Annotated in this window: 15 protein-coding genes; 12 read left to right on the top strand and 3 right to left on the bottom strand. The window is 66.5% G+C overall.

Annotated elements, in window-relative coordinates:
• Nucleotides 1-3 precede the first annotated feature (3 nt).
• Genes LG299_RS06285 through LG299_RS06275 form a run of 3 tightly spaced genes read right to left on the bottom strand, consistent with a single transcriptional unit; the run spans nt 4 to nt 4,630 of the window.
• Complete coding sequence (locus LG299_RS06285) at nt 4-1,599, bottom strand: acyltransferase (protein WP_404434156.1); 1,596 nt, start codon at nt 1,597-1,599, stop codon at nt 4-6.
• Nucleotides 1,596-2,699, bottom strand: a complete 1,104-nt coding sequence (locus LG299_RS06280) for a substrate-binding domain-containing protein (protein WP_404434155.1) — start codon at nt 2,697-2,699, stop codon at nt 1,596-1,598. Before LG299_RS06280 ends, LG299_RS06285 begins: the two co-directional genes overlap by 4 nt.
• A complete protein-coding gene (locus LG299_RS06275; RefSeq protein WP_404434153.1) occupies nt 2,696-4,630 on the bottom strand; it encodes a heparinase II/III family protein in 1,935 nt (644 codons plus the stop codon). The genes LG299_RS06280 and LG299_RS06275 overlap by 4 nt, the downstream gene beginning before the upstream one ends.
• A gap of 159 nt (nt 4,631-4,789) precedes the next feature.
• On the opposite strand from LG299_RS06275, the gene LG299_RS06270 reads away from it, so the two are divergent.
• From LG299_RS06270 to LG299_RS06215, 12 genes are all read left to right on the top strand, one after another.
• The gene (locus LG299_RS06270; protein WP_404434152.1) at nt 4,790-6,748 is read left to right on the top strand and encodes a DUF2264 domain-containing protein; all 1,959 of its coding nucleotides are present in this window, start codon (nt 4,790-4,792) and stop codon (nt 6,746-6,748) included.
• A 54-nt stretch (nt 6,749-6,802) separates the two neighbouring features.
• Nucleotides 6,803-8,092 (top strand): ABC transporter substrate-binding protein, encoded by a 1,290-nt coding sequence (locus tag LG299_RS06265; RefSeq protein ID WP_404434150.1) that lies wholly within the window; start codon nt 6,803-6,805, stop codon nt 8,090-8,092.
• A gap of 78 nt (nt 8,093-8,170) precedes the next feature.
• Entirely contained in the window at nt 8,171-9,112 is a 942-nt protein-coding gene (locus tag LG299_RS06260) for a carbohydrate ABC transporter permease (protein WP_404434148.1), read from the top strand.
• Nucleotides 9,112-10,038, top strand: coding sequence for a carbohydrate ABC transporter permease (locus LG299_RS06255; protein ID WP_404434146.1), 927 nt, complete (start codon nt 9,112-9,114; stop codon nt 10,036-10,038). The genes LG299_RS06260 and LG299_RS06255 overlap by 1 nt, the downstream gene beginning before the upstream one ends.
• Before the next feature lie 23 nt (nt 10,039-10,061).
• The gene (locus LG299_RS06250; protein ID WP_404434145.1) at nt 10,062-10,709 is read left to right on the top strand and encodes a ferredoxin-NADPH reductase; all 648 of its coding nucleotides are present in this window, start codon (nt 10,062-10,064) and stop codon (nt 10,707-10,709) included.
• 36 nt (nt 10,710-10,745) lie between these two features.
• Nucleotides 10,746-11,927 carry a glycoside hydrolase family 88 protein gene (locus tag LG299_RS06245; RefSeq protein WP_404434144.1) on the top strand — a complete coding sequence of 394 codons (1,182 nt, stop codon included), beginning with the start codon at nt 10,746-10,748 and terminating at the stop codon, nt 11,925-11,927.
• Nucleotides 11,924-12,790, top strand: a complete 867-nt coding sequence (locus tag LG299_RS06240; protein WP_404434143.1) for a fumarylacetoacetate hydrolase family protein — start codon at nt 11,924-11,926, stop codon at nt 12,788-12,790. The genes LG299_RS06245 and LG299_RS06240 overlap by 4 nt, the downstream gene beginning before the upstream one ends.
• Nucleotides 12,787-13,551, top strand: a complete 765-nt coding sequence (gene kduD, locus LG299_RS06235; RefSeq protein WP_404434142.1) for a 2-dehydro-3-deoxy-D-gluconate 5-dehydrogenase KduD — start codon at nt 12,787-12,789, stop codon at nt 13,549-13,551. The genes LG299_RS06240 and kduD overlap by 4 nt, the downstream gene beginning before the upstream one ends.
• 32 nt (nt 13,552-13,583) lie before the next feature.
• Complete coding sequence (gene kduI, locus LG299_RS06230; protein ID WP_404434140.1) at nt 13,584-14,414, top strand: 5-dehydro-4-deoxy-D-glucuronate isomerase; 831 nt, start codon at nt 13,584-13,586, stop codon at nt 14,412-14,414.
• An 11-nt stretch (nt 14,415-14,425) separates the two neighbouring features.
• The gene (locus tag LG299_RS06225; protein WP_404434139.1) at nt 14,426-15,319 is read left to right on the top strand and encodes a sugar kinase; all 894 of its coding nucleotides are present in this window, start codon (nt 14,426-14,428) and stop codon (nt 15,317-15,319) included.
• The gene (locus LG299_RS06220; protein WP_404434138.1) at nt 15,316-15,933 is read left to right on the top strand and encodes a bifunctional 4-hydroxy-2-oxoglutarate aldolase/2-dehydro-3-deoxy-phosphogluconate aldolase; all 618 of its coding nucleotides are present in this window, start codon (nt 15,316-15,318) and stop codon (nt 15,931-15,933) included. The genes LG299_RS06225 and LG299_RS06220 overlap by 4 nt, the downstream gene beginning before the upstream one ends.
• A gap of 1 nt (nt 15,934) precedes the next feature.
• The gene (locus tag LG299_RS06215; protein WP_404434137.1) at nt 15,935-17,662 is read left to right on the top strand and encodes a beta-galactosidase family protein; all 1,728 of its coding nucleotides are present in this window, start codon (nt 15,935-15,937) and stop codon (nt 17,660-17,662) included.
• The last annotated feature ends 1 nt before the right edge of the window (nt 17,663 follow it).

Here is a 17,663-nt window from a genome sequence, read left to right as displayed (position 1 = left end):
CCGTTACGCGAGGGACGCTGCGGGCTCGGGCTGATGGATACCCCGCGGGCGATACCCGAGGCGGTCGGACAGGCCCGCAAGGTCGGCGAGATACCAGACGATAGCGAGCCACATCTCGGTGCCCTGCAACCCCGGCGCTGCGCCGTCGGAGCCGGGGTGGAAGGCAAACCCCTCACCGTCGACCCAGTGATCCATCGCCTGGCCAAGCAAGGTCCGTGCAAGAGCCGTGACCTCGGCCGCACGGTGGCCCGCATCGCGGGCAAGCCAGAGGGGGTGGGCGACGTCCAGCACGTTGCACGCGTTCTGCGCCGCGGATGCGAACAGCGTCTCGTCTTCCGCGTGCACGAGTACCGTGTCGACAACAGCGCGCGGGTACGGAATGGGGATGCCGAACTGTGCGAACGTGCCGCGTGATGCGCGGTAGAAGCCATTGACCCGCTGCAGCAGGTCGCCCCCGCCCCACACCCCGGTATCAGCATCCGCCCGGCTGACCAGCCATCCCAGGAGAGTCTCGGCGAACGCGGGGTCGCGTGCGTCGCCGCGCTGCCTCGACCAGTAAAGGGACGTACCGACAGCGTCGACCCAGTGCCCCGCCGTCCACGCCTCGGACTCCCATGGCAGGCCGTCCAGGAACGCGGTCACCTCCGCGGCGGTTCCGCCGCTGAGTGCAGGAACGGGGTGGGCGAACTGTGAGCCGAGCAGGTCGAGCGCATAGCCGACGCACTCCACGTGGTACGCGACATCGGGGTTGTTCAGATCGGGGTGTGGCTTGCCCAGAGGCGCGACGGCGCCTGTCTCGGCATCTTGCCACGAACGAAGCCGGCGCACTTGCTCAGCCGCGGGAAGCTGCGGCGGTGCGGTGCCGAGCAGAAGGTCGGCGATCTCAATCGCATCACACTGCGCGCGCACCGTTGTGGCTTGCCCTGGCCGATCGGTGAACAGGTCGGCCGAGGCATCCCACGAGCGCTCGAGGATGGCGAGTGCCGACGCGCGCGCACGTTTCCCGAACTCCTCGATGCGCTCGGGCAAAGGGTCCGCCGGGGCGATACGCCACTTGAGGAACCTCGCGGGATTGCCTGCGACGATCGCTCCATTCGGGACGTCCTTGGTCACTACGGCGCCGGCGGCGATAACCGAGTGCGACCCCACCGTGACGCCGTCGAGGATCACGACGTGCGAGCCGATCCACACGTCATCACCGACGCGGATGCCTCGGGACGTGAGAGGTTGCCGGAATACGGGGAGATCCGGGTCGGACATGGTGTGGTTGAAGCCGAGGATCGACGTATGTGCTCCGATCCGCACGCCGTCACCGAGGACGATGCGACCACGCAGCACCGTGTACGGATTGATCGAGCAGTCCGAGCCCGCGTGAAGTGACCCGGTCAGGTAGGCGCCCGCCGCGACATACGTACGCGCGCCGAGGGTGAGGTCGTCATTGTCGACGGACGAATGATCCGACACGAAGCAGCGGTCGTCGAAGCGCCACCCGGGGTGTGCGCGCATGAGGTCTGTCTGCAGTGCCCGTTGGGCGGTGTGATCGGCGGGATCGGCTCGGTCCCAGAAGTCCCAGGGTGAGTGGTCGAACGGTGAGATCACGACCGCGCCGCCGGCGGCGCGGTCGACTGCCGGACATTCAAGGTGGGGCTCAGCGAGACACGATGCACGGGGCGATCCGGGTCTTCGATTCGCCGCGCGAGCAGGTCCACGGCGGCGGCACCGACGCCCGCGCGTGGCGGGCTCACCGCGGTGAGTGCCGGGGTGAACAACTGAGCGACCTCATCGTCGTAGGCCACGACCGAGAGGTCATCGGGCACCGAGATCCCGCGGTTGAGGGCGATGTCGATGAACGCCATCGCCTCGGGGTCGGAGTGGATGAGCAATCCCGTCACCCCGGTGGACAGTGCGGTGTCGATGGCCGACTCGACGGCGGCCGAGAAGCCAGGACCGTTGCGGTCCGGAAAGAACTGCTCGAAGTGCTCGGATGGGCTGAGTTCGAGCTCTTCGCATGCGGCATCCCACCCCTTCACGATCTTGCGACCGGTGGGCGAATCGCGAGACAGAATGAGCCCGACTTTTCGGTGTCCGAGCCGCGCCAGGTGACGGGCGGCGAGCACCGCGCCGAGCGCGTGATCGGTGGTAACGCTCTCGACGGGTTCACGGCTGGGAAGTGCGACCGCCTCACGCTCGACGAAGACGCTGGGCACGCCGCTCTCAGCGAGCCACTGCACGACGTCCTGAGCATGAGCGGCATCGGGGTTCGGCGCGACGATCAGACCCTGCACGTCATCGGTGGCGACAAGGCGCTCCAGCACCGGTCGCTCGTCTTGCAGTTCGTAGGATGCCCCACGCAGGAGCAGGCGCAAGCCGCGGCGGTGGGCCTCCTGCTCCATTCCGCGCACGACGCCCGGCCAGTAGTAGTTCAGCGACGGCACGAGCACGGCGATCGACCCTCCGGATCCCGGGCGAGCAGTCTCAGGCGACGCCGTCTCAGAGCTCGCCGCCGGAACTGCTCCACCATGGACGCGCTCGAGGTGCCCCTCCTCCTCGAGTTGCTGGAGGTCGCGTCGCAGGGTCACCGCGGCGACACCGAGCTCATCGGTGAGCTGCGAGATGCGCACTGTTCCGTTGCGCTCGAGCGCGGCGAGGATATGTGCGTGCCGCGCGGGCGCGAGCAGTGCGTGCTGTTGATCGGTCATTGCTGATCCCTCGTCGTCGCTCGGCGCGCGAGCGTCGATGTGTCCTTTTCTACCGTGATCCAGACCTCGCGGGCCGATGTGACGTCAAGGTCGATGCGGGTGAGTCGCGCGCCCCAGACGTCGGAGAGCATCGGATCATCAAGCTCGCGCTGGACAATCCGGGCCTGGATGGTTCCAGGCCAACGCACGATCACCGGGTGCGCGCCGTCCAGGGGAACGATGCCGGCGGAGTCGGGGGCGAGGCGGACCTCGCCGGCCACGAGGAGGCGCACCGTCGTAAGGGGCTCCGAGCCTGCGCCCAGGGAGTCCAGGTCCCATGCGTCCTCGACGCGCACGGTGCCGCGCTCGCGGTCAAGGGTCGCGGTGCGGCGCCACGCGCGCAGCGCATCGACGGGGTAGGCATCAGCGATATCCAGGGAGAGGGTGGATGCGGCATCCGTCACGGTGACGCGGGCATCGCGAGCGGCGAATTCCGCCCCCACCCCCTGGGGGATTCCCCCGACTTCCGGCACGTTGTGCCACGAGCTCTGCATCGTCCAGATGTCGTACCGATCGGGCCCGAACGTCGCCTTCGTGTAGGTCGGGCGGCCCACGTCCACAAGGACGGGCACGCCGTCGGACGCGACCACGAAGGAGCCCACGTCATTGTGATTATGGTGCTCGCCGTTGTGTCCGCCCTTGATGGCGAGGGCTAGTCCGTCGGATGATCCGGCCGTCTCTCGTGCAAGCATCACTTCGGTGGATGGCAACCACACATCGCGGGGGAGCGGCGAGAGTACGACGGATGCCTCGACCCAATCGCGATCGGTGAGGGCGCGCACGAGTCGGCCAAACCCCGCTGTCTCGTTCGGAGTGACATCGCGGTGCGCCGCAGCGTGGGCTGCGGCATCCTGATCTCCCGCGCGCTGCGCTGCGCGGTACAGGGCGTGCCACGGCTGATCGCAGGACGGCCTGGCCTGGCCGTCGGCGAGATTGAGGTACCAGTCGCGGCCCAGATGCGAGCGATGCGGGAAGGCGACGGTCTCTCGGAGTGCCGTGACCTTGGGGGTGGCGTCGAGGGCGCCTCCCGTGGCGTAACTGAGGATGTCGAGGGCTTCCAAGGCGCGGCATGCGCCGTTCCACCAGTACGAGTAGCCTTCGTCGATCGCTCCATCGGCGGGTAAGACGGTGACGTAGCGGTCGAGTCCTTCGACGCTCAGCGCGACAATCGCGGCGCGCACCGCAACGTCGTCCGGCGCATCGAGCAGTCGGAGTGCGGCCACAAGGACGTTGCCGTGGATCCACGGATTCCAGTTGTGTACGTCGCCGTCGAGTCCGATCCAGTGCCAGTCGCGACGCGCGACGAACGGGTCGAATACGCGCAATCGGGCCTCATGGCGGATTCGCTGGCGAATGCCGGGTGCCCGCGCATCGAGGCCTGCGCCCAACACGTGATCGATCCACGCCAGCTGACCGACGACCTCGCCCGCACCGAGGTCGAGGAACGGGTCGGTGACTGTTGCGAGAACGGCGCCGTGTCGCTCGAAAGTGTCGTCATGTGCAGGCCAGCACCACGAACTCTGTTCGCAGAGCAACTGGATTCCGTCGATCACCTCATCAATCCACATCTCGTCGAGCGTGACTGCGGCAGCGATTGCGGCGCGACTCAGGCGATATTGGCGCTCATACGCGACCTGTTCCCATCCGTCTCGGTCACCGTCCCGATACACGCGCGCGGCTGCGCTGGCGAGGGGGATAGGCCATGGCGCGCGAAGGTCGTGAGCTGCACGAGAAAGGAGTTCGCCTGCATCGACCGAGCCCCAGACGCCGCGATTTGTCGCGGGTTCGACGGGAAGTGACTCATCCGCGATCCGCAGCAATGCGCCGAGTTCTCGGGTCGAGGAGCGACGGCCGAACGCGTCGGACAGTGTCCCTGGGAAGGTCGTGTTCATCCGCAGTCTCTCTCCATCGAGTCTCGTACACGTCATCGGTGATGATCGAAAATGATCGTATCACGATAACTTTTGACTTGCGATGATCGAAATGGATTGCTAATCTCCAAACGATCGCGAACGAACTCGAATCAATCGCGCACCTTCAAAGGAGAACCCGTGTACGCGGATCGCACGAGCAGCACGGCGGACTGGAGCCGCACGGAGTGGCTTGCGTTCGCCGACCGACTGCTTGCGGGTGCGATGGTCTGGGCATCTCCGAACAATGCCCGCATCACGCCCCCAGGAGTCGAAGGCGGGTACGGCACGGCCGTCGACGGACTCGAGGGGTTCGCCCGCACATTCCTTCTCGCCGGATTCCGCATCGCGGGGGAGCGCGGCGAAGGCGTCGATGACCTCATCGACTTCTACACGCGCGGCATCGTCGCCGGTGTCGACCCCGAGGCTCCGGACCGCTGGGTGCGCCTCGACGAGCACGCACAGGCCAAGGTCGAAGCGGCATCGCTCGCGCTCATCCTCGATATGACGCGCCCGTGGATCTGGGATCGCCTCGACGAAACCACGCAGCAGCGCGTCATCGACTACCTCGCGCCGGTCGTCGGCGACGACAGCTACCCCAAGACGAACTGGCTCTGGTTCCGCATCGTCGTGCAGACCTTCTTGCGGTCCGTCGGCGGCCCGTGGTCCGCGCGAGACATCGCAGACGACCTCGCACTCCACGATTCCCTCGTGCGTGAGGATGGCTGGCTGAGCGACGGGTTCGAGCGTTCGTACGACCACTACGTCGGCTGGGCGCTGCACCTCTACCCGGTTCTTTGGGTGCGGATGCAGGGGGGCGCCGAGCTCGCTGGTGACCGTGCCGCAACCGATCTCGCGGCTCTTGACCGGTTCCTTCTCGATGCCACTGCACTCGTGGGCGCCGATGGATCGCCGCTCATCCAGGGCCGGAGCCTCATCTACCGCTTTGCTGCCGCCGCGCCGTTCTGGGCCGGCATCATCGCGGGTGTGCCGTCGTCGTCGCCGGGACTTCTCCGCCACGCGGCAGACCGAGTGGTTCACCACTTCGTCGACAACGGCGTGCCGAACGACGATGATCTGCTTTCGATGGGCTGGCACGGCGAATGGCGAAAGCTCGCTCAGTCGTACTCGGGTTCCGGATCGCCCTACTGGGCCGTGAAGGGCCTCATCGGTATCTCGTTGCCGGCCGATCATCCTGTCTGGGCAGCCCCCAGCGAGCCGCTCCCGGTCGAGTCCGGCGACGTCCTCACCCGTATCGCCGCCCCCGGGTGGGTCGTCTCGGCCACCCAGGCGGACGGGATCGTGCGTATCGCCAACCACGGCACCGACCATGCACCGGAGGGCGCCCTCGCGGGGGACTCGCCGCTTTACGCACGCATCGGCTACTCGACCGCGGCTGCGCCGCTGGCAGGCGGACAGGCCTGGCGCGAGCCGCTCGAGCAGTCCGTCGTGCTCGTCGATGCCGAAGGTCGATCGACCCATCGCGCCGCCATGACTTTGCTCGGCACCCGCGTCGACGACGAGGTTGCGATCGCCGCTTCGACCTCGACGGCGCACTGGATCGTTCCGGCCGAGACGCAGGTACGCCACGGCTCGGGTATCACCGGTGAGCTCACCCTCGCTGGAACTCTCACGGTGCAGTCGCTCGTCCGCGGGCCGTGGGAGGTGCGGCTCAGTTCTGTCGACGCCCTTGAATCCGGGGTCGAAGCATCAGAGCTGCGCCTCCGAATTGGCGGCTGGGCGCTCGCCGCAGCAGAAGTCCCGGCATCTGCATCCATCCCAGACACGGCCAGCGCCGTCACGAACGGCCGCACCAGCGGCATCCGCTCTCTCACAGCCGGCGGCGCCGCATCCGTCATCACCCGCGATGACGCCAGCCCGCTCGGCGCCCACGCCGCCGTACCGGTCGTCGAGCACTCCGTCCGGGTCGGAGGGTTCACCGCGACGCTCGTCTGGCTCGATGGCGCCGCCGTCGGAGACCCCGCATCCACCAGCGTCGACATCGCAGATCACACTGCGTCCGTGACGTGGCCCGACGGAGTCGCAACCGCGACCCGTCTCATCGACCACCGACCCGCCACCGCGGCGGACCGGGAGTAAGGCCCGAGCCCGAGGACGGGTCCGGACAGCAATCGCAAAGGAGCAGCATCCCTCATGAAGCGTAAATTCGCAGCCGCGGCGTCACTCGTCGCCGTCGCATCGCTGACGCTCGCCGCGTGCAGCGGCGGAACGACGGAGGAGCCGGCCGCATCGGCAGGTCCCGTCACCATCTCTCTCTCGGGCTGGAGCCTGGAGACGACGCCCGAGTTCCAGGCGCTCGCCGACGCGTTCACCGCCGAGAACCCCGACATCACCGTCGAGCTCAAGGGCTATGACGCCGCCGAGTACAACACGCTCGTCACGGCCGACCTCGCCGCTGGCACCGGCCCCGACATCATCACGCAGAAGGAGGTCAAGTTCGTCACCACCTTCCAGGAGGGCGGACAGCTCCTCGACGTGTCAGACATCGCACTCCCCGAGGGCATCGGCGGAGCTTCGTCGTACGAGGTCGACGGCGTCGCGTACGGCGTGCCCTACCGCCAGGACTCGTGGGTCCTGTTCTACAACAAGGACCTGTTCGCGCAGGCAGGCATCGACGAGCCCGACGGCTCGTGGACGTGGGACGATTACGACGCCGCCGCGGGAGAACTCTCGGCGGCGCTGGCTCCAGCACGCGGTGGCTACATGCACCGCTGGCAGTCCGTCGTTCAGGGCTTCGCGAGTGCTCAGAACGACACGAACGTTCTCGACGGCGACTACGAGTACATGGGTGAGTTCTACGACCGCGTGCTGGCTCTTCAGGACGACGGTGCGCAGATCGACTTCAACACGTCCAGCGCCAACCAGCTCACCTACCAGGGCGAGTTCGGCAAGCAGACCGCGGCCATGCTTCCGATGGGCACGTGGTACACCGCGACGCTGATCGCACAGCAGGCCTCGGGCGACGCCGACACGTTCGAGTGGGGCATCGCTCCGATCCCGCAGCTCAGCTCGAGCACCGCGGGCATGGACAACGAGCCCGTCACCTTCGGTGACCCGACCGGCTTCAGCATCAACGCCAACACCGATGCTGCCAAGCAGGAAGCGGCCAAGAAGTTCCTGGCCTTCGCCGCAAGCGAAGCGGGCGCGGATGTGCTCGCCGCAATCGGAATCACCCCGGCCTTCTCGAACGAGACGGTGACCGAGACGTACTTCGGCGTCGAGGGCGCACCGACCGACGATCTGTCGAAGTTCGCGTGGTCGACTCACGAGACGCACCCCGAGAACCCGACGTCGTCCAAGACGGCCGCAATCCAGGGCATCCTCGGCGACATGCACACGGCGATCATGTCCGGCTCGACTCCCGTCGAGCAGGCGATCACCGAAGCTCAGGATCGCGTCGAGAACGAGGTCGGACTCGACTGAGTCCGTCATGACGGTGGTCGGCCCTGCCGAACGCAGGGCCGACCACCGCCTCAGAACAGCAGCAGAAGGCAGAGAATCATGACGACAGTCGCCGCACGGGACGCGGGCGCGAAGACGGCGAAACCGCCGTCGCAACGCAAGCGCCGCTCGAAGCTCGCGCTTCGCAACACCCTGATCGGGTGGAGCTTCATCCTCCCGAACTTCATCGGATTCGCCGCCTTGACGCTTGTCCCGGTCGTCGTGCTGTTCTACATGTCGTTCACGAACTGGAACGTGTTCGGCAAGGCCGACTGGATCGGATTCGACAACTTCACGCGGCTGTTCGGCGACAACAGCTTCCGGATCGCGGTCGTCAACACGCTGTATTACTCTGCGCTGCACATCCCGCTCACGATCATCGTGTCGCTGTCACTCGCGCTGCTGCTGAACAACAAGCTCCGCGGGGTGGCGTTCTTCCGCACCGCCGCATTCTTTCCCTACATCACGTCGATCGTCGCGATCGCGGTGGTGTGGAACCTCCTCTTCAGCCCTGACTACGGCCCGATCAACGAGATTCTCCGCTTCTTCGGCGTGCAGAATCCTCCGGGATGGCTGACGTCGACCGATTGGGCGATGCCCGCCGTCGTCATCGTCAGCACCTGGCGTGATATGGGCTACTACATGATCCTGTTCCTTGCCGGGCTTCAGACGGTGCCGCGCGAACTATACGAAGCAGCCCGCGTCGACGGCGCGAACGCCTGGAACCGCTTCGTCAACGTGACGCTCCCGTGCCTGCGGCCGACGATGTTCTTCGTCGTCGTCATGCTGACGATCGGCTCGTTCAAGATCTTCGACCTGATCCTCGTCATGACCGATGGTGGACCCGGACAGGCGACGCTCGTCATGTCGCAGTTCATCTACCGCAAGGGTTTCGAGGAGAGCCAGTTCGGCTACGCCTCCGCTGCCGCTGTCGCGCTGTTCTTCATGTGCATCGCCGTGACGATCATTCAGTTCTTCTGGAACAAGAGAGCGAGTAAGTGATGACCGGTCTCACCGTCCCGGCGCAGGATCGCATCGGCCTCCGCAAGCTCACCGAGGGCGCTCCCGAGCGCCGTGAGCGTTCGCGCGGACCCGCGCAGACTCCCGGGCGTCGTGTCGCCCGCGTTGCGATGTACATTGCGCTCATCATCGCCGCGATCGGCCTCCTGCTGCCGTTCTTCTGGATGATCATGAGCTCGCTGAAGAGCCCCAACGAGGTTTTCAGCGTCCCGGTCAAGTGGTTCCCCGAGACGTTCATCTGGGCGAACTACGTCGACATCTGGACCGAGACGAACATGCTCGTCTGGATCCGCAACACGTTGCTTCTGGCGGTGGTGGTCACGTTCCTTCAGGTGCTGACCGGCTCGTTCGCCGCCTACGGCTTCGCCCGCATGCGCTTCCCGGGTCGCGACGTGCTCTTCCTCGTCTACATCGGAACGATCGCCGTGCCGTGGCAGTCGTACATGATCCCGCAGTTCATCCTGCTGTCGAACATCAAGGTGTCCAACACACTGTGGGCGATCATCCTGATTCAGGCCTTCGGTGCGTTCGGCGTCTTCCTGATGAAGCAGTTCTACGAGACCATCCCTGAGGAACTCAGCGAGGCCGCGCGTCTCGACGGGCTCAGCGAATACGGAATCTGGCGACGCATCATGCTCCCGCTCTCGATCCCGGCACTGGCAAGCCTGACGCTGCTCACCTTCGTCGGAACATGGAACGACTACCTCGGACCGCTCATCTACCTGCGCAACCCCGACCTGTGGACGATTCAGCTCGGGCTCAAGTCGTTCGTGAGCAACCTCTACGACACGAATTACGCCCTCCTGTTCGCGGGCCTGGTGATCTCGATCATCCCGATCGCGCTCATCTTCCTCGCGGGGCAGAAGTACTTCGTCGAGGGCATCGCCACCAGTGGAATGAAGGGCTGATCTTGCGTCGCGTTTCGCACGACATGTACGCCACCGTCTTCAACGTGGTCTACCTCGGCGTCATCACCAACGCCCTGCTGATCGCCTCGTGCCTTCCGATGGTCGTGCTCTTGGTGACGACCGATCCGATGCACTCGTGGCCCCTTCTTGCCCTCGCCGCACCGCTGTGCGCTCCCGGAATCGCCGCGGCCTTTCGGGTGTTCCGTGAGCAGGCGGCCGGGGGAAACACACCGGCTCGTGCCTTCTGGGCTGGTCTCAAGGCCACCTGGCGCAAGGCGCTGGCGATCGGCGTGACGGCTACGGCGGTCATGGTGGTTGTGCTCGTGGACCTCCGGATGGTCGCTGAAGCCACGATCGGGATGCTCGTAGGCCCCATGCTGCTCGTTGTCGGGCTGGTCACGCTCGCCACCACTCTCCTCGCATTGGTCGCTCTCGCCGAGGAGCCGGGTGCGCGCCTGCGCGACATCGTCAAGGCTGCGGCCGTCCTCAGCACGCGCCGCTGGTATCTGACGGCGGTGTCACTGCTGGCGCTCGCCGCTCAGGTGTGGCTGTTCGTCTCCATGCCCGCGATCGCGCTGGGGATCACAGCATCCGCCGCCCTCTATCTCGCATGGGCGAACTCGCGGTACTCGCTGCGGCCCGTGCTCGACCTCGAACCGGCCGTCGCGTAACCCGCGTCGTCACCCCTCACGAAGGAAACCCCACTCATGACGTCCATGTTCACCGAGACTGCTGCCATCGCAGGTCTCGATCGTGCGCTCGAGGATGCGTTGTCGACCGTGCGCCGCAACATCCGCACCTTCGGCGGTGCGTACCCGGATAACACCACCACTGACGATCGCTACCCACTGCGTCCGGCCCACAAGGAGTTCGGTGTCGGCGCGAACCAGGGCTGGACGACGAGCTTCTGGCCCGGAGCCCAGTGGATCTCGTTCGAGCTCACCGGTGACGAGGAGTTTCGGGATGCCGCGCTCGGCCATGCTCGTGATTTCGCACGCCGCGTGCGCCACGAGGAGGATCTCGATACGCACGACCTCGGTTTTCTCTACACGCTGGCCTCGGTCGCCCCGTGGCGGTTGTTGGACGACGAAGACTCGCGCGAGGCTGCGCTGCTCGCGGCGGATGCGCTGATGCGCCGGTTCCTCGAGCCCGCCGGCATCGTGCAGGCCTGGGGTGATCTCTCCGACCCCGCACAGCGCGGTCGCACGATCATCGACAGCCTGATGAACATGCCGTTGCTCACGTGGGCGTACGAGCAGACCGGCGACGAGCGCTACGTCGACGCCGTCCGGCGCCACACCGCGCAACTGCGCGAGCACATCTTCCGTGCGGACGACTCGACATTTCACACGTTCTTTTGGGATGCGGAGAGCGGCGAGCCGCTGCGAGGAGCGACTGAGCAGGGCGCGTTCGACGAGTCGTGCTGGGCGCGTGGGCAGGCGTGGGGCATCTACGGCTTCGCGCTCAACTACCGCGCGACCGGCGACGCACAGCTTCTCGAGGCATCGCGTCGCTCTGCGGAGTACTTCCTTCGGCACCTTCCGAGCGACCGTGTTCCGTTCTGGGATCTGGTCTACACCGACGGCAGTGATGCGCCGCGCGACAGCTCGTCCGGTGCGATCGCGGTGTGCGGACTTCTTGAGTTGGCCGCGCTCGAGACCGATCCCGGGGCGGCGGCGCGATGGACGGCGGAGGCCCGCGGCATCCTGACCTCTCTCATCGCGAACTACGCACCGGCGAATCCGGAAGACTCGGATGCCCTGCTCCTGCACAGTGTCTACGACCTTCCGAAAGACAACGGTGTGGATGAAGGCACTCTCTGGGGCGACTACTTCTACCTGGAAGCGCTGATGCGTGTCGCGCGCCCGGATTGGACGCCGTACTGGTGAGGCTCGTCACTCTGCGTAAGCCCGACGGGCTGACGGCCGCAGTCGTGGTGGACGTCGATGGCGTTGACCGGATCGTTGAGCTCCAAGGCTCGGTCGCCGATGTTCTCTCTGACCCTGGCGCCCGTGCCGCGGCCGTGCGGGCGATCGCCGCCGCGACAGAAGTTCTGCCTGCCTTGGCTGATGCAGAGCTCGACTCGCCCGTGCGCCCAGGCAAGCTCCTCTGCCTCGGGTACAACTACCGAGGACACGTCCCCGACGGCGTCGACGCCACCGCATCCGATCCCGAGTTTCCCGATGTGTTCGTCAAGACGCCGAACGCTGTGGGCGGCCCGCACGATCCGGTGGTGGTTCCGGACGCCGCGACCGATATGGACTACGAGGGCGAGGTTGCCGTCGTCATCGGGCGCCGCGCGCATGCCGTGTCGTTGGAAGACGCGGCATCCCACATCGGTGGCTACACGATCCTCAACGACATTTCGGACCGCGCATGGCAACGCCGGCAGAGCCAGTGGGCGCTCGGCAAGTGCTCCGATGGCTTCGCACCGCTCGGCCCGTGGATCGTCACGGCCGACGAGGTCGTCGATCCACAGGACCTTCTCGTCGAGGTCGTGCGCGACGGGGTCGTCACCGTGTCGCAGTCGACCTCGACCACGATCTTCTCGGTCGCGTTCGTCGTCCACTATCTGAGCCAGTTCATGACGCTCGAGGTCGGGGATGTCATTTCTACGGGCACTCCGCAGAAGCTCCCCGAAGCGCAGGACTCGCATCGCCCTCTGGCGGTGGGGGATGCTGTGACCGTCCGCATTTCGGGGCTCGGCGCCCTCACGACCACTTTCACCTACGCGCAGGGAGCACCCGCATGATTCTCGACACTTTCCGACTCGACGGGCGAGTCGCCCTCGTCACGGGCTCCAGTCGCGGACTCGGCCAGGGGGCTGCGGTCGCGTTTGCTGAAGCCGGTGCCGATGTCGCGCTGCTCGACCGCGGAGACGCGGGCGACACCGCCGCGTTGATCCGCGCGACAGGCCGCAGGGTGCACCTCGTTAAACGTGACCTCGTCTCTGCCTCTCCAGAAGAACTGACATCCGCGGTTGATGAGGTCATCGCAGAGCTCGGGGGACTCGACATTCTGGTCAACAACGCCGGCACCATTCGCCGCGCGCCGGCCCTGGAATCCGCCGCACAGGACTGGAACGATGTCCTGACGGTGAACCTCGATGCCGTGTTCCACCTCTCGCAGGCGGCGGGCCGGCATATGGTCGCGCAGGGCTCCGGTCGCATCATCAACGTCGCGTCGATGCTCTCGTTTCAGGGGGGCATTCTCGTTCCGGCATACACCGCGTCCAAGCATGCGGTCGCCGGGCTCACGAAGGCCCTCGCCAACGAGTGGGCGGCCTCCGGGGTTACGGTCAACGCCATCGCCCCGGGCTATATGACGACCGACAACACGGCGCCGATCCGTGCCGACGAAGCGCGCGAGGCATCCATCGTCGCCCGCATCCCCGCCGGCCGCTGGGGCACCCCCGGCGACCTGCAGGGCGCTTTCATCTTCCTCGCGTCGGATGCCGCCGCCTACGTGACGGGCGCCATCGTGCCCGTTGACGGCGGCTGGCTCGTGCGCTGACAGATTTCTCTACAGATCCAAGGAGCGAACACATGGAACAGCGCTACGCCACCAACCCCGCCCAGATTCCCGGCATGAACACGAAGCAGTTGCGCGACAGCTACCTCGTGCCCGAGCTCTTCGTGCCCGGCGAGGTCACCGTCGTCTACACGCACCACGACCGCATCGTGCTGGGCGGAGCCGTCCCCGCCGGCACGGATCTCGTGCTGACCGGCTACCCCGAGATCCGCAGCGACTACTTCCTCGAGCACCGAGAGGTCGGCATCATCAACGTCGGCGATACGGGCACGGTGACCGCCGACGGCGAGGTCTACGAGCTTGTCGCGGGCGCATGTCTCTACCTCGGGCGTGGCGTCCGGGATGTCGTCTTCCGGGATGCCGACGGTTCGGCGGGCGCGCAGTTCTACCTCTTCTCGGCCCCCGCGCACACGGCCTACCCGTCCGCGCTGGTCTCACCCGGCGAAGGGACAGTTCGTGAGTTGGGCGACCAGACCACGAGCAACCGCCGCACGCTCAACCAGTACATCCACGAGAACGGTGTGAAGAGCTGCCAGATCGTCATGGGCGTCACCGAGCTGCACGAGGGCTCGATGTGGAACACCATGCCCGCGCACACCCACGACCGTCGAACCGAGTGCTACCTCTACTTCGACGTGCCTGAAGATGCCCGCGTTATCCACCTGCTCGGTGAGCGCGAAGAGACCCGCCACCTCGTCGTCGCAGACCGCCAGGCGATCATCTCGCCCAGCTGGTCGCTGCACTCGGGTGTGGGAACGGCGGCCTACTCGTTCATCTGGGCGATGGCCGGCGAGAACCAGGCGTTCGACGACATGGACCCCGCCCCCGTCACCGGCCTGAAGTGACGCGGCTCTCGGTGTCCGCCCCCGAGCTGCTCGCGATCGGCGAGACGATGGCGATGGTCACCCCGACCACCGCCGAGAGTCTTGTCGACGCGGACGTGTTCCGCCTCGACGCGGGCGGGGCCGAGTCGAACGTCGCTGCCCACGTCGCGGCCGGCGGGCACCGCGCGGGGTGGTTCTCGCGGCTCGGCGATGATCCCCTCGGACACCGTGTGGCCCGCTTGCTCGCGAGTCGAGGAGTCGATGTCTCGACCGTTGAGTTCGACCCGCATCATCCGACCGGTGTGTATTTCAAAGACCCTGGTCGGCCGGTCCGCTACTACCGCGCCGGTTCGGCGGCGGCTCATCTGTCGGCCGCCGACGCGGAGGCCGTCGTGCTCGATGGGGTGCGCATCGTGCACGTCTCGGGAATCACTGCGGCGATCTCGACCTCTGCTTCGGGGTTTCTCGCCCGCATCATCGACCGGGCACACGCGGCGGGAGCGCTGGTGAGCTTCGATGTGAACTACCGCTCCGCGCTCTGGTCGGTGGCTGACGCCGCCGCCCCATTGGAAGACCTCGCGCGCCGCGCCGACATCGTGTTCGTCGGGTGGGACGAGGCCGAGACATTGTGGGCGACGCCGGATGCCCCAGCCGTCCGCGCTCATTTTCCCGAGGTCGCCGAACTCGTTGTGAAAGACGGCGACATCGGCGCGACGACGTACGTCGGCACTGATGAGACGTTCGAGCCCGCTTTGCGGGTCGACGTCGTCGAAGCCGTGGGTGCCGGTGACGCCTTCGCCGGGGGGTACCTCGCAAAACTCCTGGACGGGGCACCCCTGACCGAACGACTGCGCGCCGGCCATGCCCGCGCGGCACTGACACTGCAGACGACGGGCGATTCCGTCGACGAGGAGGAGAACGCATGACTGAGTCACGCGATTGGTTCGACGAGGCGTTCTCGGGCGCTCCGCTGATGGCGATCCTGCGAGGGATGGGCACCGAGCGGTCTGTCGCCCTCGCGACGACCGCCTGGGATCTGGGCCTCGACCACGTGGAGGTGCCGCTGCAGACCGAGGAGGACGAGCGTGCTCTGGGCGAGGTCGTCCGGCTCGGCGCGGAGCGCGGCAAGGTCGTCGGCGCGGGCACCATTGTGCGCGTGGAGCAGGTCACCGCGGCGAAGGCTGCCGGGGCCGCGTACCTCGTTTCGCCTGGGCTGGATCCGGTCATCGTGCGTGCGGCGCAGGATGCCGGCATCCCGATCATTCCCGGTGTCGCGACGCCATCGGAGGTCCAGCTCGCGGTCGGCCTGGGCCTGACGTGGCTCAAGGCGTTCCCCGCACAGTGGCTCGGAGCGGGCTGGTTCCGGCACATTCGCGGACCGTTCCCGCAGGTGCGCTTCGTCGCCACCGGCGGAATGGATGCCTCGAACGCCGGCGAGTTCCTCGATGCGGGCGTGCGGGTCGTCGCCGTCGGATCCGCCTTGGAGGATGCCGAGCAGCTCAAGAAGCTCGCAGAACTGCTCTCGTCACGTTCCGTCTGAGATGTCGACGTTCGAGATCGGCGATACCGACTTTCTGCTGGACGGTGCAGAGCACCGGATCCTTTCCGGTGCTCTGCACTACTTCCGCATTCACCCCGATCAGTGGGCCGACCGCATCCACAAGGCGCGGCTTCTCGGGCTGAACACGATCGAGACGTACGTGGCGTGGAATGCGCACGAACCCAGGCGCGGTGAGTGGGACGTCAGCGGCGTGAATGATCTCGGGCGCTTCCTTGACCTCGTCGCGGCCGAAGGCCTGCACGCTATCGTGCGGCCCGGCCCATACATCTGCGCGGAATGGCACAACGGCGGTCTTCCGGCCTGGCTCACCGCGATGCCCGACATCGGTCTGCGTCGTTCGGAACCCCGCTACCTCGCCGAAGTCACGATCTATCTCGAGCGCGTCTACGAGATCGTCGAATCTCGGCAGATCGATCGCGGTGGGCCCGTCATCCTGGTGCAGATCGAGAACGAGTACGGGGCTTATGGGGTGGACAAGGAGTACCTCGCAGAGCTGGTGCGCGTGACGCGATCAGCGGGCATCACGGTTCCGCTCACGACGATCGACCAGCCCACGCCCGAGATGCTGTCCGCCGGATCGCTCCCGGGTCTTCACCTCACGGGTTCCTTCGGATCGCGAGCCGACGAGCGCCTCGCGACCCTGCGTGACCATCAACCCACCGGCCCCCTCATGTGTGCGGAGTTTTGGGACGGCTGGTTCGACTGGTGGGGCGGCGTGCACCACACGACGTCGGCGGCGGATTCCGCGGCCGAGCTTGACGCACTCTTGGCCGCCGGGGCTTCGGTCAACCTCTACATGTTGCACGGCGGTACCAACTTCGGGCTGACGAACGGCGCAAATCACAAGGGGCGGTACCTGCCGATCACGACGTCGTACGACTACGACGCTCCGCTGGACGAGGCGGGAAATCCCACCGAGAAGTTCCGCGCGTTCCGTGAAGTCTTCGCAAAGTACACGCCCGTACCGGCCGACGAAGCGGTGAGTGCCGCCCCCGCGCCGGCATTCGAGGTTGCTTTGACGGCGACGGGGAACTGGGTGCCGGAGGCCTCGGGCCAGACGTTCGACCGGCCGCCGACGTTCGACGGCCTCGATCATACGAGTGCGCTCGTGAGGTACGACAGCGTGCTGGGTGGTCGCGGCGGGCTTCTCGCGTTCGGTGAAGTGCGCGACCGCGCGTGGATCGAGGTCGACGGTGTCGCCATCGGAACGTTGTCTCGCACGCTGCACCAAACCTCGCTCTGGGTGCCCGCAGGGCAGCGGCTGAGCGTCCTCGTCGAAGATCAGGGCCGAGTGAATTACGACGTGCGGCTCGGCGAGCACAAGGGACTCATCGGCGCGGTCACCCTCGATGGTGCGCCGCTCGAGGGATGGACCGCGACCCCGATCGACGTAGCGAGTCTTGCGGTGGCGGTTGAGGCATCCGAAGAAAGCGCAGACGCTGCCCGCGCTGCGTGGCGCGGGACGTTCGACCTGGACGAGGCGACAGACCTCTTTCTCGACACCGACGGCTGGGGCAAGGGCTACGCCTTCGTCAACGGCTTTCTTCTGGGCCGCTACTGGCGGAGCGGGCCCCAGCGAACCCTGTTCGTCCCCGCACCCGTGGTGCGTTCGGGGGCGAACACGGTCGTCTTCGTCGAGCTCGAGCGCGGCACGGCAACGTCGGCCCGATTCGTGGCAGAGCTACACCTCGGTCCTCGCGAGGAGTAGC

Origin of the sequence: Microbacterium lacus (assembly GCF_044794305.1) — a bacterium.
GTDB lineage: Bacteria > Actinomycetota > Actinomycetes > Actinomycetales > Microbacteriaceae > Microbacterium > Microbacterium lacus_B.
This window is presented reverse-complemented; position numbering and strand designations above follow the sequence as displayed.

Excerpts from the sequence above, each read along its gene's own strand:
- LG299_RS06265 (WP_404434150.1), top strand. The coding sequence starts at position 6,803 with ATGAAGCGTAAATTCGCAGCCGCGGCGTCACTCGTCGCCGTCGCATCG.
- LG299_RS06260 (WP_404434148.1), top strand. The coding sequence starts at position 8,171 with ATGACGACAGTCGCCGCACGGGACGCGGGCGCGAAGACGGCGAAACCG.
- LG299_RS06275 (WP_404434153.1), bottom strand. The coding sequence starts at position 4,630 with ATGAACACGACCTTCCCAGGGACACTGTCCGACGCGTTCGGCCGTCGC.
- kduD (WP_404434142.1), top strand. The coding sequence starts at position 12,787 with ATGATTCTCGACACTTTCCGACTCGACGGGCGAGTCGCCCTCGTCACG.
- LG299_RS06280 (WP_404434155.1), bottom strand. The coding sequence starts at position 2,699 with ATGACCGATCAACAGCACGCACTGCTCGCGCCCGCGCGGCACGCACAT.
- kduI (WP_404434140.1), top strand. The coding sequence starts at position 13,584 with ATGGAACAGCGCTACGCCACCAACCCCGCCCAGATTCCCGGCATGAAC.
- LG299_RS06245 (WP_404434144.1), top strand. The coding sequence starts at position 10,746 with ATGACGTCCATGTTCACCGAGACTGCTGCCATCGCAGGTCTCGATCGT.
- LG299_RS06250 (WP_404434145.1), top strand. The coding sequence starts at position 10,062 with ATGTACGCCACCGTCTTCAACGTGGTCTACCTCGGCGTCATCACCAAC.
- LG299_RS06220 (WP_404434138.1), top strand. The coding sequence starts at position 15,316 with ATGACTGAGTCACGCGATTGGTTCGACGAGGCGTTCTCGGGCGCTCCG.
- LG299_RS06215 (WP_404434137.1), top strand. The coding sequence starts at position 15,935 with ATGTCGACGTTCGAGATCGGCGATACCGACTTTCTGCTGGACGGTGCA.
- LG299_RS06255 (WP_404434146.1), top strand. The coding sequence starts at position 9,112 with ATGACCGGTCTCACCGTCCCGGCGCAGGATCGCATCGGCCTCCGCAAG.